This window comes from Photobacterium chitinilyticum, from assembly GCF_004104355.1.
In the GTDB taxonomy this organism is placed as follows: Bacteria; Pseudomonadota; Gammaproteobacteria; order Enterobacterales; family Vibrionaceae; genus Photobacterium; species Photobacterium chitinilyticum.
Window position 1 is genome coordinate 14,157 of the sequence record NZ_RJLM01000004.1, and the last position, 13,256, is coordinate 27,412.

Annotated in this window: 13 protein-coding genes; 7 read left to right on the forward strand and 6 right to left on the reverse strand. The window is 45.5% G+C overall.

Features of this window, described 5'->3' with window-relative positions; genetic code table 11:
* Nucleotides 1–116: 116 nt before the first annotated feature.
* The 5 genes from EDI28_RS11140 to EDI28_RS11160 form a co-directional block, all read right to left on the reverse strand.
* Nucleotides 117–548 (reverse strand): phosphoenolpyruvate-utilizing N-terminal domain-containing protein, encoded by a 432-nt coding sequence (locus EDI28_RS11140; RefSeq protein WP_128783952.1) that lies wholly within the window; start codon nt 546–548, stop codon nt 117–119.
* A 109-nt stretch (nt 549–657) separates the two neighbouring features.
* Nucleotides 658–1,302 carry a 3-keto-L-gulonate-6-phosphate decarboxylase UlaD gene (locus EDI28_RS11145; RefSeq protein ID WP_128783953.1) on the reverse strand — a complete coding sequence of 215 codons (645 nt, stop codon included), beginning with the start codon at nt 1,300–1,302 and terminating at the stop codon, nt 658–660.
* Nucleotides 1,303–1,490: 188 nt separating this feature from the next.
* The gene (locus tag EDI28_RS11150; RefSeq protein ID WP_128783954.1) at nt 1,491–2,183 is read right to left on the reverse strand and encodes an L-ribulose-5-phosphate 4-epimerase; all 693 of its coding nucleotides are present in this window, start codon (nt 2,181–2,183) and stop codon (nt 1,491–1,493) included.
* A 30-nt stretch (nt 2,184–2,213) separates the two neighbouring features.
* A complete protein-coding gene (locus EDI28_RS11155) occupies nt 2,214–2,687 on the reverse strand; it encodes a PTS sugar transporter subunit IIA (protein WP_128783955.1) in 474 nt (157 codons plus the stop codon).
* Nucleotides 2,688–2,757: 70 nt separating this feature from the next.
* Nucleotides 2,758–4,536 carry a PTS ascorbate-specific subunit IIBC gene (locus EDI28_RS11160; RefSeq protein ID WP_128783956.1) on the reverse strand — a complete coding sequence of 593 codons (1,779 nt, stop codon included), beginning with the start codon at nt 4,534–4,536 and terminating at the stop codon, nt 2,758–2,760.
* Nucleotides 4,537–4,981: 445 nt separating this feature from the next.
* On the opposite strand from EDI28_RS11160, the gene ulaR (EDI28_RS11165) reads away from it, so the two are divergent.
* The 7 genes from ulaR (EDI28_RS11165) to EDI28_RS11195 all read left to right on the forward strand — a co-directional run bounded on the left by ulaR (EDI28_RS11165) (nt 4,982) and on the right by EDI28_RS11195 (nt 11,481).
* Nucleotides 4,982–5,737 carry an HTH-type transcriptional regulator UlaR gene (gene ulaR, locus EDI28_RS11165; RefSeq protein ID WP_128783957.1) on the forward strand — a complete coding sequence of 252 codons (756 nt, stop codon included), beginning with the start codon at nt 4,982–4,984 and terminating at the stop codon, nt 5,735–5,737.
* Between the two features lie 75 nt (nt 5,738–5,812).
* Nucleotides 5,813–6,880 carry an L-ascorbate 6-phosphate lactonase gene (ulaG, locus tag EDI28_RS11170; RefSeq protein ID WP_128783958.1) on the forward strand — a complete coding sequence of 356 codons (1,068 nt, stop codon included), beginning with the start codon at nt 5,813–5,815 and terminating at the stop codon, nt 6,878–6,880.
* Nucleotides 6,881–7,039: 159 nt separating this feature from the next.
* Nucleotides 7,040–7,864 carry a Cof-type HAD-IIB family hydrolase gene (locus tag EDI28_RS11175; RefSeq protein WP_233353357.1) on the forward strand — a complete coding sequence of 275 codons (825 nt, stop codon included), beginning with the start codon at nt 7,040–7,042 and terminating at the stop codon, nt 7,862–7,864.
* 29 nt (nt 7,865–7,893) lie between these two features.
* Nucleotides 7,894–8,766, forward strand: a complete 873-nt coding sequence (locus EDI28_RS11180) for an L-ribulose-5-phosphate 3-epimerase (protein WP_128783960.1) — start codon at nt 7,894–7,896, stop codon at nt 8,764–8,766.
* A gap of 214 nt (nt 8,767–8,980) precedes the next feature.
* Nucleotides 8,981–9,736 carry an HTH-type transcriptional regulator UlaR gene (gene ulaR, locus EDI28_RS11185; protein WP_128783961.1) on the forward strand — a complete coding sequence of 252 codons (756 nt, stop codon included), beginning with the start codon at nt 8,981–8,983 and terminating at the stop codon, nt 9,734–9,736.
* A gap of 145 nt (nt 9,737–9,881) precedes the next feature.
* Nucleotides 9,882–10,370 (forward strand): hypothetical protein, encoded by a 489-nt coding sequence (locus EDI28_RS11190; RefSeq protein ID WP_128783962.1) that lies wholly within the window; start codon nt 9,882–9,884, stop codon nt 10,368–10,370.
* Between the two features lie 259 nt (nt 10,371–10,629).
* Nucleotides 10,630–11,481, forward strand: coding sequence for a hypothetical protein (locus EDI28_RS11195; protein ID WP_199287419.1), 852 nt, complete (start codon nt 10,630–10,632; stop codon nt 11,479–11,481).
* A 98-nt stretch (nt 11,482–11,579) separates the two neighbouring features.
* Here the strand turns inward: EDI28_RS11195 and EDI28_RS11200 are convergent, their stop codons facing one another.
* Nucleotides 11,580–12,983 (reverse strand): methyl-accepting chemotaxis protein, encoded by a 1,404-nt coding sequence (locus EDI28_RS11200; protein ID WP_128783963.1) that lies wholly within the window; start codon nt 12,981–12,983, stop codon nt 11,580–11,582.
* Nucleotides 12,984–13,256: the final 273 nt, after the last annotated feature.

Below are 13,256 nucleotides of genomic sequence, written 5' to 3' on the forward strand. Positions count from 1 at the left end.
CTGGGAGCCGTTAGATTATATTCAACCAGTTTCAATTTGTCTCATCGTGATGTTATCTGTCATAATCACCCATTTGTCACTGCAATCATTGTTAATCATTTTTTGGGATAACTTATTTATACCTGTGCCAGGTGCCACAGTAGTTTATGATTGAGCTCTTTGATGTATCTGTCTTGCTGGGCAAACCTTTTATTATCGAGCAATATTAGCAAATCCGTATATTTATCTAATGCATCGAGCGCGGCGGCTTCAATATTAAGTCCGTCAGCGACAGCATCATTGGTTGCTGTTTCAACGTCGTGATTGGTTAATAGCTGAATATAAAGTTCGAATACTTGGGCTTGCTTTCGGTCATTATTTTCGGCCGTCTGATCTCTAAGTTGTTCCAGGTGGCATTGAACCTTGTCGCGGGCACGATAGAACCGGATCATTTCAGTTTCGAATTTATTTTTTCCGATACTATAGCGCGGTATCGGCAGGTGCTGGTTTTTGGATACAGGCGTTTGGTTATAAGTATTATTTTTTAACGTAGTGATCCCAGCGAGCATGATGGCCTCTTGCTTAATAAAAAAGGCCTGTGGGAGCAGGCCAAGAGATAGGAGGGTGCTACAGAGTGTTCCCCTATGGGGATACACTCTTATTTGTTGCTAGTATTGATTACCAGTATTTATTAATTTCGGTGCGCAGTGCTTCTGCGGTTTCTTTACCGGTATCATTGGCCAATGCACGGCCTGCGATAAAGGTTTTTGCCTTGATCCCCTCAAACAGATGAATGTCCTGTGGCACTATACCGCCCGTGATGGAGACTTCCAGGCCGAGTTCGGAAAGGACGCGCATACGATTGATGTCGCTGTCTGTCCAGCTAACACCTGCAAGTTCAGCATCGCGTGAGCGGTGGTAAATGGCTTGCTTGATGCCAAGATCAACCCACGCCTGAGCATCTTCAAGGGTCCAGTTGCCGTATAGCTCGATCTGGATTTCACCGCCGAGCTCATCTGCAATCTTTTTACACGCTTCAATGGTTGCAATGTGCGCTGCGGCGGAAACGGTAAGCCAGTTAGCACCGGCCTCAAATGCCATACGCGCCAAAATAGCACCGCCATCAGTGGTTTTCATGTCGCAGACAATAATATGATCAGGGTGGCTAGCGCGAAGAGTTCGTACAGCCTTCATTCCTTCGGCAAACGCAAGAATAGTACCGACCTCGATAACATCAACGAAGCTCTCGACATTATTGGCAACTGATACGGCTGTATCTAGATCGGTAGAATCAAGCGCAATTTGGATTAATGGCTTAGTCATGATTATTTCTCTCAATAGTTTAAAGTGAGTAACGTTATTCAAATAATGATTGGTTCATCTTCCAAATAACAAATTGAAATTTATTTTCAGCATTATGACGACGTAATAATGTCGATAGTTAGAGACTATCTAAGATAGAACGATATATTTTTTACTTAAATCATTAAGGAATAGAAATAATCTAACTGTTATTTCTGCCCATAATACGCATTCTTACCATGCTTGCGATTGTAATGCTTATCCGATAGTTCTTGCTGTACTTTAATTCCGCTATTTAGTGAGCGGGTTGCTAGTGCCATCGCCGCGACTTCTTCCAGTACCACCGAATTATGGACAGCATCATGAGCATTTTTTCCCCATGAGAAAGGCGCATGGCCAGAGACAATTGCGCTAGGTACTGCCTTGGGATCAATATCTCGTCGGCTGAATTCTTCAATGATCACCAGCCCGGTATTTTTTTCGTATTCCGTTTCAATTTCCGTAGGGGTTAGCTGACGGGTACAGGGAATATCACCATAAAAGTAATCAGCATGCGTAGTACCCAGTGCTGGAATATCTAATCCGGCCTGTGCCCATACCGTTGCATTTCTTGAGTGGGTATGAACAATACCGCCAACGGAGCTGAATGCTTTATATAGCTCTATATGGGTTGCCGTATCACTTGATGGGTTGAGTGCTCCTTCAAGAACTCGGCCGTCTAAGTCGACAATAACAATATCGTCGGCGCTCATAACATCATACTCAACACCTGACGGCTTAATCGCAATGACACCATTTTCGCGATCAATTTCGGAAACATTACCCCAGGTAAATGTGACCAAATCATATTTTGGTAGCAAGAGGTTTGCTTCCAGTACTTTTTCTTTCAGTGCTTTAAACATAATAACTCTCTTATTGGGCATGCTTCCCAATTAGTCCTCAACAAGCGCAGCATCAATCACCGCATAGACATCTTCTTTGCTGCGACAGGCGCGGAGTTTGTCAAGATCGACACCAGTTTCACTGTCGTCGTCTTCCAGTACCTGGGTGACCTCCATCAGACCTTCCATATGCTCGTCCGAGCAGCTGCCCGCTAAAGTAACCATCACATCAACCGGCTCATCTTCACCTTCAAAGTACACCGGCTCTTTTAGCGTAACCAACGCAAAAGCTGTGCGGTTAACACCATCTTCCGGGCGCGCGTGGGGCATGGCGAAGTTAGGAGCAATAACAATATATGCGCCCAGCTTTTCTACGCTGCAGATGATTGCATCGTGATAGCTTTGTTCAACAGCGCCTGATGCAATTAGCATGTCGGTGCCCAGCTTAATAGCTTCCCGCCAGGTTGTAGCGTCAGCCTGTAGGTTAACTGAGTTATTTTCGATGAGTGATTGTTTAAAGTTCATTGCTCTTCTCCAGTTCCTGCCAACCTGTCGGTTGGCAGGATATTTCTAATAGCTCGTGGTGTTGTTTTTATTAGTCAGCAAGGTTTTTGTTGATAAGGCCTAATAGTTCATCGCCAAATGAATTCGGGTTCAGCATATTCTGGACACCGAGGACAAACTTGCCTTCGCCTGCGTCCATCTCGCCCGCCAAGTGTTTTGATGAAACGATAATGTCAGTACTGGCCAGTTTCGACTTGTAGTCAGAGACTGCACACGAGTCCATTACATGAGGGATCCCTTTCTTCTCCAGATACTTGCCAATTTTCATTTTCATCATCATGGATGAGCCCTGACCATTGCCACATACTGCAAGGATACGTATGGCGCGTCCTTCGGAGCTTGCAATAGCCTGGTCGGCAATGTCTGCTACTCGTTCGCTGTTTGTATCGGTTGTAATTGTTGCACTGGCTGTCGCCGCGGCAGCTGCCTCGGCATCTTCTTCGGCACGTAGAGTCTTAGAGGCGAAGAACATGTAGACGCCTGCCAGAGCCAGTAGGACAAAGAAGAACATGGATGAAGATGACAGCCCTTGCATGATTGGCGGGAATACCAGAGCCCAGTCAGCCATACCCATCCAGCCGTTAAATTCAGTGCCGTACTGGCTGAATAGATGAATCGCCCAGGCAGAACCGACAACCTCGATGATCCCCATTACGAAACAGATCTTCATGACCGCTTTCCAGCCGCCAAAGTGGTTGGCGAATACACCGATAGTGGCGTTCGAGAAGAACATCGGGATAAAGCCTGGGATGATCATAATAGGTGCATCGAAGGCGAGCATGGCTAGAACGGCAGCGAATTGGCCGATGGCACCCCACATAAAGCCAAATACCATGGCATTCGGTGAGAAAGCGTAGATGGCTGCACAGTCAATCGCCAGCACGGCATTAGGAATAACACGCTCGGAGATCCCTTTGAATGCTTCAGACAGCTCGGCAACAAACATCCGCACACCGGCAACAATTACCTGAATAGCTACGGCGAATTTCAGGCCAGTCTCGAGAATGTAAATACTCCAATGGGTTTTACCGGCCATGGCTTGCAGGTTATCCAGGCCAAATGAAAGCAGAATGATACCGAAGAACAGTGTCATTACGATGGCTGTTGCCGCAATGCTGTCATGGAAGATATGAAGCCACTTAGGCAGCTCAATATGGTCGACGCTGTCGTCCTTATTGCCCAGTTTTGGTGCGATTTTAGTCGCAATCCAAGAGGCAATTTGCTGCTGGTGACCGATAGAGAACCCGGCACCGCCAGTCACTTCTTCCGTTGGCTTGAACATGATGTTGGAGGAGATCCCCCAGTATAGCGCCATCAATATTGCCGAATAGATGATGGTTTCCCACATGGATGCGCCAAGAACGAAGTAGAACACGGCGACCAAACCCGCCTGCTGGAACATGATGTGGCCAGTCAGCATGATGGTGCGAATACCCGTGAAGCGGCGGAATACTACTAGCAGGATATTAATACCCAATGCCATTAATACGGCGTATCCAACCCAGGAATAGTTCTCGCCCATGGTTTCCATGGTGGCCATCATTGTGGTGTAGGGGTCAATGACAGAGCCGGTTAGGTTGTGGTATTCGGACAGTTTCTCGATAACGGGCTTAAAGCCTTTTACCAAGGTTCCGGCACCGACTTGAACCAGCATAAAGCCGACAATCGTTTTGATTGTGCCTTTAAGGATAGTGGTGTTATCACGCTTTAATAGGAAGTAGCCAATACATGTCACTAGGCCGAGGAGTAGCGGCGCTTTGGTCATGACCTGGCTGTAAAATATATAGAATATGTCGTATAGGGTTTCCATTATGATGCTCCGTCGCTTCATGTAAATGGGGGTGATAGGCTTATTTGCCGTTTCTTATTCTCTGTTCTATCTACCTGTTCTCTGTTCGCGTAATCACCATAGCAATCATAAATAATCACAAAAAGACCATTTGTGATTTTGTGTGAGAGTGATCTCGTGTATATTGCGTCAATATTGATCGATATCAATTTTTAAAACGACTAATTCAGATCTCCTCATCATTGCATCACCGCTGCCATATTTATCACCGAGGTCGATTAATATGACGATCTTCTTATAACTTGTTGTTTTTAAACTATTTTGTTGTTTCGTCCTTTCATGTAAAATATCTATTGCCAGTAAATTAGCGTTTAATCACAAAATGCTCACAATAATCATTGCTAATCATTTTTGTGATTGTTATAGTCGGCCTGTGTCATGAGTTGTCATAGAGTGAGTAAGAGATATGACTGAGTCACAGCGCCACAATGCGTTACTGGATCTTCTTAATCAGAAAGGCTCGATCACTGTTTCAAGTCTGATTAACAAGTTTGGCGTCTCCCCCGCAACAGCGAGAAGAGATATCAACAAGTTAGATGAGAAGGGAAAGCTAAAGAAAGTACGTAATGGTGCTCAGGTGGTTGATCATCAGCGCGCCTACTGGTCGCCAATGAATATTCACCAAACACTCAATCATGATGAGAAGGTACGTATTTCGCATTATGCCGCCAACATGTGCGCACCTGGTGACAGTATCGTGATTAATTGTGGTTCTACTGCCTTCTTACTGGGAAAAGAGATTTGTGGTCGCGACATTCAGGTGATCACTAATTACTTTCCTTTGATGAGATACCTCATCGGGCAGGACCATGATGGCGTGGTGATTGTCGGTGGGCAGTACCATAAAACACGCAGCTTAATTCTTGCGCCGCATCAGGAGATGACATCGTTCTACGCTGGTCATTACATGTTTACCAGTGGCAAAGGCCTGACGGCCGAAGGGCTCTACAAGATGGATATGCTCTCGGCAATGGCTGAGCACAAAATGCTTAACCAGGTCAGCAAGTTGGTTGCCTTGGTGGATAGCTCAAAAGTGGGCCAGAAAGCGGGCTTGCTGTTTGCGTCCTCCGAGCAACTAGATGTGGTGATAACAGGTAGGGCAGCAGATCCTGATGTGGTGAAACAGCTTCAACAGCAAGGCATCGACGTTGTCTTGGTTTAAAAATTTCAGTCGAAAGGTGACTTCGGACAACAACACTTTTTGGTTGATTACATCCCAAAACGAAAGGTTACTGTAATGAGCAAAGTAAATGAAATTACCCGTGAATCGTGGATTTTAAATACATTCCCAGAGTGGGGTACTTGGTTAAACGAAGAAATTGAAAAAACTGAAGTTCAACCTGGTACGTTCTCTATGTGGTGGCTGGGGTGTACCGGTGTTTGGTTAAAAACTGAAGGCAACACCAATATCTCTATGGATTTCTGGTGTGGCACAGGCAAGAAGACCCAACAAAACGCATTAATGAAAAACCAACATCAGATGATGCGGATGGGCGGTGTTCGTGAACTACAGCCAAACCTTCGTACTTCAATTTTCCCTATGGACCCGTTTGCAATCAAAGAAATCGATGCGGTGCTTGCCTCTCACGACCACGCTGATCATATCGACGTAAACGTAGCGGCTGCTGTGCTGCAAAACTGCGGCGACCACGTTAAATTCATTGGTCCGCAGGCGTGTGTCGATCTATGGACTGGCTGGGGTGTTCCAGAAGAGCGTTGCATCGTTGCTAAAGTGGGCGATGAAATCCAAGTGGGTGACGCACTGATTAAAGTGCTTGATTCCTTCGACCGTACCGCGCTTGTGACGCTGCCTGAAGGTACGTCTTCTTATGACAAAGCCATCCTGGACGGTATGGATGATCGCGCCGTTAACTATCTCATCGAAACGACGGGCGGTTCGCTATACCACTCTGGTGACTCTCACTACTCCAACTACTACGCGAAACACGGTAACGATCATAAGATCGATGTCGCGCTTCTTTCTTACGGGGAAAACCCTCGTGGGGTCACGGATAAGATGACGGCTTCTGACATTCTTCGCGCAGGTGAAGCGCTGGATTGTGAAGTGGTTGTTCCTTTCCACCATGATATCTGGGCCAATTTCCAAAATGATCCTCGTGAAATTGAAGTCTTGTGGAACATGAAGAAAGAGCGTCTGCAATATGGCTTTGCCCCGTTCTTCTGGCAGGTCGGCGGCAAGTATACGTACCCGACAGACAAGGGCCGTATGCATTACCAACACTTCCGCGGTTTCCGCGATATCTACACAGATGAGCCGGAACTGCCGTATAAGGCCTTCCTATAAGGTAATTGGCTTAACACTCGGGTAAAAATACTGGGCTATCTTCCTGTTTTCGGTTCGCATCGTATGTTGGAGGGTAGCCCTTCTTTTTACCCCTGAGGTATATAGCCGGCCATAACTGGCATGTTGCTTACTGTTATTAGAGTCAGACAAGGTGAACCCGTGAAATATAAATTATTAGCTCTCGATCTGGATGGTACGACGCTCACTTCGCAGCATGAAATATTGCCGCAGGTTAATAAAGAAATTCAGCGGATCAAAGATGATGTCGTCGTTTTGCTGGTAACTGGCAGACACCACACGGCCGCCAAGCCATATCATCACGAGTTGGGGCTAGATACCCCGATTATTAGCTGTAACGGTACTTATATTTATGACTTCAATAATGAGTTGATAGTTAAAGAAAATGCTTTGCCCAAAGATAAAGCCAAGCAGTTTCTTCAGCTCGCCCGTCAGCACCGGTTAAATATGGTGATGTATGTAACGGATGCTATGACATTTTCATCTGAAAACCCGATTGAATATATGAAGGCATTGGAGGCATGGGCTGAGGACTTTCCCGCAGCGATTAAACCAGAGATCAGGCGTATTGCTTCGTTTGAGCATGAGCTGGAACAAAATGATTATATTTGGAAGTTCGTTGTAGAAGGGGATATCGAGCAGATCGAATCATTTACTCAATTGCCATTTATTCAAGATGAATTTTCCGGGGAAAAGTCATGGTCTAACCGTATTGATTTTGCCAACAAGGGCAATACCAAGGGTGCTAGGCTTGCTGAATATATTCAAACCATCGGCATAAAGCCATCTGAGGTTATTGCTATTGGCGATAACCACAACGATATATCGATGATCGAATTGGCCGGTATTGGAGTGGCAATGGCCAATGCAGACGATGTCGTCAAGCGCGCGGCAGATATATTGACTCCTGAAGGAAACGACGGACAGGGCATCGCCGATATCATCTCAACTTACTTTAGCGCGTGAGCAACTGATTAAATACAACAGGGGGAAATATGCACAACTTTGATAAAAAATTCCGTTTGGGGATATATGAAAAGGCCATGCCTAATGAATTATCCTGGGAAGAAAGGCTAACGAATGCCAAAGAGCTGGGCTTTGACTTTGTTGAAATTTCTGTCGATGAATCTGATGAGCGTCGTTCTCGCCTTGATTGGAGCGATAAAGAGATTTATACCTTGCGTCACCTATGTGAAAAATATGGAATGCCGCTGCATTCCATGTGTCTGAGTGCTCACCGCAAATTTCCATTTGGCTCTGAAGACGAAGCAACACGCAAAGAAGCTTACGTTATTATGGAGAAGGCAATCAATCTCGCCTATAAACTGGGTGTGAGATGCATTCAGTTGGCTGGGTATGATGTTTATTATGAGCCTCAAAACGATATCACTCACCAGCGTTTTATCGAGGGAATGAAGGCGTCAGCAAAAATGGCTGAGCGGGCAGGGGTGATGCTTGGCGTTGAAATTATGGACACGCCATATCTTAATTCCCTCAGTAAATTCGAGGTATTGAAACGTGAAATTCCATCGCCTTATTTTATGGCCTACCCAGATGTCGGTAATATCACCGGTTGGAATTATGATACCTGCACAGAGCTGAAGCTTAGTCGTGATCATATTGTTCAGATCCACTTAAAAGATACCCTCAAGGTGTCTGATACCTGTAAGGGGCAGTTTAGGGATCTGGTGATCGGCGAGGGGCAGGTTGATTTCAGTGCGATATTTAAAACACTGGCACAGATTGACTACGCTGCACCTTTGGTTATTGAGATGTGGGCACAGGACGAGCACTGGGCTGAGAATATCAGGGGCGCCAAAGCCCGTTTGGCGGATTTAGCCAATCAGTCCGGCTTCAATCTCGTTTAATCATCCAGTTCGAGCCAAATGTCTATTCAATAAGAGCTTCAATAAGAGCTGTTCAGTTCATTGCAGCAGACAAATCCTATGCTGAGGGGATTTGTCTGCTGCGTGAGTCTTAAAATCATTCAATAATTCATATTATCCCCTTTTCATCTCAATTTTACGATTATAGAATCAGGGAATAATCATTTTTAATCATTGAAAGAAATTAGGGTGTGGTATGACAGAAGCACAAAGACATGGCGCTATCCTTGAATTGTTGCACCATAAGCGGCATGTAACGGTTGCCAACCTTATTGAAGAGTTTGATATTTCACCGGCTACAGCACGTCGTGATATCAACAAGTTAAACGATTCTGGGAAAATACGAAAAGTGCGCAACGGTGCAGAGGCTATCGCCCAGGAGAAAACCTTTTGGTCTCCTTTTAATATTCACCATGCATCAAATATTGATGAGAAAGTAAGAATCGCGCAGGCTGCGGCAGCGTTGTGCCAGCCTGGTGAAAGTGTCGTGATCAACTGTGGCTCAACGGCATTCCTGCTTGGGCAAGAAATCTGTGGCCAGGATATCCAAGTGATCACCAATTACTTTCCACTCGCAAATTACCTGATTGAGGAAGAGCATGATGGTGTTGTGATCATTGGTGGTCAGTACAACAAAACGCAGTCAATTACGTTGGCCCCGCAAGATGAAATATCGTCGCTTTATGCCGGTCACTGGATGTTTACCAGTGGCAAGGGTATTACGGCAGACGGCCTTTACAAAATGGATATGCTGACGGCGATGGCCGAGCAGAAAATGCTAAATCATGTCGGTAAGCTGGCTGTGCTGGCCGATAGCAGCAAAGTTGGCCAACGTGCCGGTATGTTGTTCTGTAATGCTGAGCGTATTGATGTATTGGTAACTGGCAAAGATGCAAACCCTGATGTTGTTGCCAATCTACGTGACAAAGGCATTGAGGTTATCTTGGTTTAGGAAGCCACTACGGCCAGCTTAATTGTCAAAATTTTGACCTCTGTCACTCTATTTGATCTAAATCTTGATAAAACGCATAGTCCTTCGATGGCTACGTGCATAATGTCCCAGAAGTCCCGTTTTAGTTAAGTAAAAGGTTACAAATATGTCTGATGTACCAGCGTCTGTTACAAAAGCTGCCGAAGTGGTTCAGCCGGTTGTCGAATCTTCAGGTTCTGTTTGGGGGTATGTCGCAGGTGGTGCTGTCTTACTGGTTCTTGCTGGTTTCTTTGGCTATAGAAAACTTAATACGCCTGCATTCATCATCAAGCAGGTAAGAAAGAGAAACCTGAAAGAGATACAAAAGCAGGGTATTGAGAGCTCTGAGTTTGTACTTGATTTGGATAAGTTGCTGGACTCTGTACTTGAGTACGCCAATGCCAACAAGAAAAAGGGTAGTGATGTTGTTAAGATCATTAGTCCGCTGAACGACACTGCTCGCATCAAAACACCACGTGATATGTACCAGGCGATGATTTATATCTCTAATGAGATTCATGATGCGGCTCTGGCTCGTGAGTTTAAGAATAAGTCCAAGCAGGTGAAAGGCAGTTCTGCATTGATGACCGGCTTGTTGAAACGCGCTGGTATTTAACTAGTTAGCCTGTTTCAAAGAAAAGCTGCGTTGAGCTCTCACGCAGCTTTTTTTATGTGTGAATTTTCCCCTAAACCTTGTCTGCCAATCTGGATTAATAGTTGTTCTGGTTGACTGCCCCGGCTTGTTTCGCCGCCAAAACAGTGCCATATCTTCTACGCAGCTAGGTGCATTTCTCATTTTCGACGTGGTAGATATTTGCGTTATTATCAGGGGTGGCCTAGCTTTGGTTGCATAATACGATGAAACGAGTTGTATCATGTATGGCAATAAAATCAAAAGCTTGCTGTTTGTCTTCTCTCTTCCGTTCCTTTGTTTTGCATCAACGGTTTATGCCGTGGAATGGCGTATGACTTTAGGCGCGCATGATTTTATTGTTGAGCAAGCTGATTCGCACACCTTTGGTGCCGGAGTCGGTTTTTTTGTCTCGCATACCACCGAATCGAGTGTTTTTCTGAGCGGGCGTATTAACACCTATTTTGATATTGATAATGACGAGCTGGATCCTGACCATATTCCGATTTGGTTTCAGTCTGACTTTGTCGCTGAAGGAAAGCTTGCTGATTTATCTGAACGTGTCTTCATCGATTGGTTTGTAGGGCTTGATGACAGGCGAAATACAGTTAGTTCTGTAGAGAAGCTGCAGAAACTCATGCCGGGTGTCAATATTGGCTGGAATAATCAGGCATATGTCATTGGCGTCAATGCTTCTGTAGGCTACTACTTTTTGGAGATTGACGATGATGTTCCCAGAAATCGTGGTTATGGTCGCGGCGGTTTGAGGAATGAAACATCTGCGGCTTCTGTGCAGGTTTATACGCGTATAGATGTAGGCGAGAACGCTGATCTGAGCATTTCGGCCCAGCAATGGCATGATGGTGATGACTGGCTGCAAAATAAATATGTCATGGCATTCACTTATAACGCAAAACGTTGGCTTGAGGGGAGTTGGTTTGAAGGGGGCTTGCTTGTGTTTGACATTGAGCATACGGAATATAACCTGGATCCTTATGATAATAGACCAAAAGACGACCCGGATTACCTTCCTATTTTGCCATGGGACAACGACACATTTGTCCGAGCTTATGTTGATTTTCCGTTGAACTGGTAAGAGTAATTTGAGAGTAGAAGCTCTTATCAGGCATTTGATTGCCCAATAAGAGTTCTATCATCCAAATATATATGGCTTAGTATGCATAGTTCCGGAAATTATACTTTCAAATCCTTCATCAAGTTTTCCAGTACATCGGCCTGTTGGTAGAGACGGTGGATCTCTTCGGTAGACTGCGTCACCATGTCTGCAACCCGGCGAGACTGTTCCCGAACCTGCTCTACATCCGAGGCGATGCTGTCAGCAACTGCCCCTTGTTCTTCAGCGGCTGCGGCGATTTCGATACTCCGGCCGGCAATAGACTGGTTTTTTTCTGAAATCTGGTCAATATCCTGGCTAACCGAACTCATCATTTTCCCGCTGGATTCGGCATTGCCTACCGTGTGGTGCATTACTTTCATCAAGCTCTGGCTGTTGTTCTGCAGTGCTTCAATCATTTGTTGAATTTCTACTGTCGCATTCTGGGTACGACCGGCCAGAGTGCGGACTTCATCGGCAACGACGGCAAAGCCGCGACCTTGCTCACCTGCTCGGGCTGCTTCAATGGCTGCGTTAAGTGCCAGCAAGTTAGTTTGTTCCGAGATAGCACTAATCGTGGTGACGACATCACCGATCTGGGCAGTGTTACTGTCTAATTTCTCAACGGCCTGTGAGGCCGATTTAATCTCTGTGCCTAGCTGATTTATAGCAGAGAGCGTGGTCGTTACTTGGGTTTGGCCCTGGGTTGTCAGCTGTGTCGCCTCGTTAGTCTGGCTTGATGTGTCATGGGCATGGCTGGCTACCTCGCGAACGGAGCCGGCCATTTGTTCAGTAGCACTGGCCAGAGAGTCGATGCGTTCTTGTTGTTGTAAGGTTAAGGCTTCATTGTCCTGACTGCGCTGGCGAAGTTCGGAGCTGATTTGCTGGATTAGCGCAATGGCTTCCTGAGTCGCAATAACCAGTTTGTGCTCGCGTTCAGAAACACGGTCGACTGTTCTGGCGATCAGGTTAAAGTCATTTCGTGCCGGAGAATGGTTAATTCGGTAAGAAAGATCACCGTCAGCCAGACGTGTCACCGCATCATAGATATTGTAAAGAGCACCGCCCATAAAGGTCATGATGTAGTAGAGGCACATAATAATGAAAAGACATGCCGCAGCAATAATAGCAGAGTGACTAATTGTGAGAGCAGAAAGTAGGTTGGGTTGTTCGGTAATCGTTAAGGTATAGCCAGTATCTGCTACTTGAGCGGTAAGCTTGCCGTTAGAACCAACTTGAATGTTGCTTCCTGCTAAGATGCGGCTTACGTCACTTTGGCTTAAATTGGCCTGAGAGATAAGGGTCGCGACAGTTTCCATTTCTTGTTGCAGTATCTGGTTTTGTTGGTCTTCCGCCGCATCAATCAGGGTGGCGCTTACAATGATGATGGCAAGGAGCGGGGCAAAAAATAGGATTAGAAAGTTCTCTCTAATTGTTACATTGATGAGATGTTTATCTATCCAGCGAAATGCAATTTCTTTCATCTTTATGTCCTGGGTGTCGCTAGGTGTACGGCTTGGAAAGTTGGACGTTATTATGAGTGAAAAATAATTCAAAATACGTTGAGGATGGTGATCTGTGTCACATAGGGGGAGAATTAAATAATTAGGTATTTTGTCTTTACACAAGAAACCTTTCTTGTTGTAAAAGGTGGCTAAATTACGTTGATAAAAAGGCAAGCTGTGTAGATGGTCATTTTTGCGCAATATGCCGAAAAGGCATGCCTAATGGCAATATTGTGACCACGATCTATATTC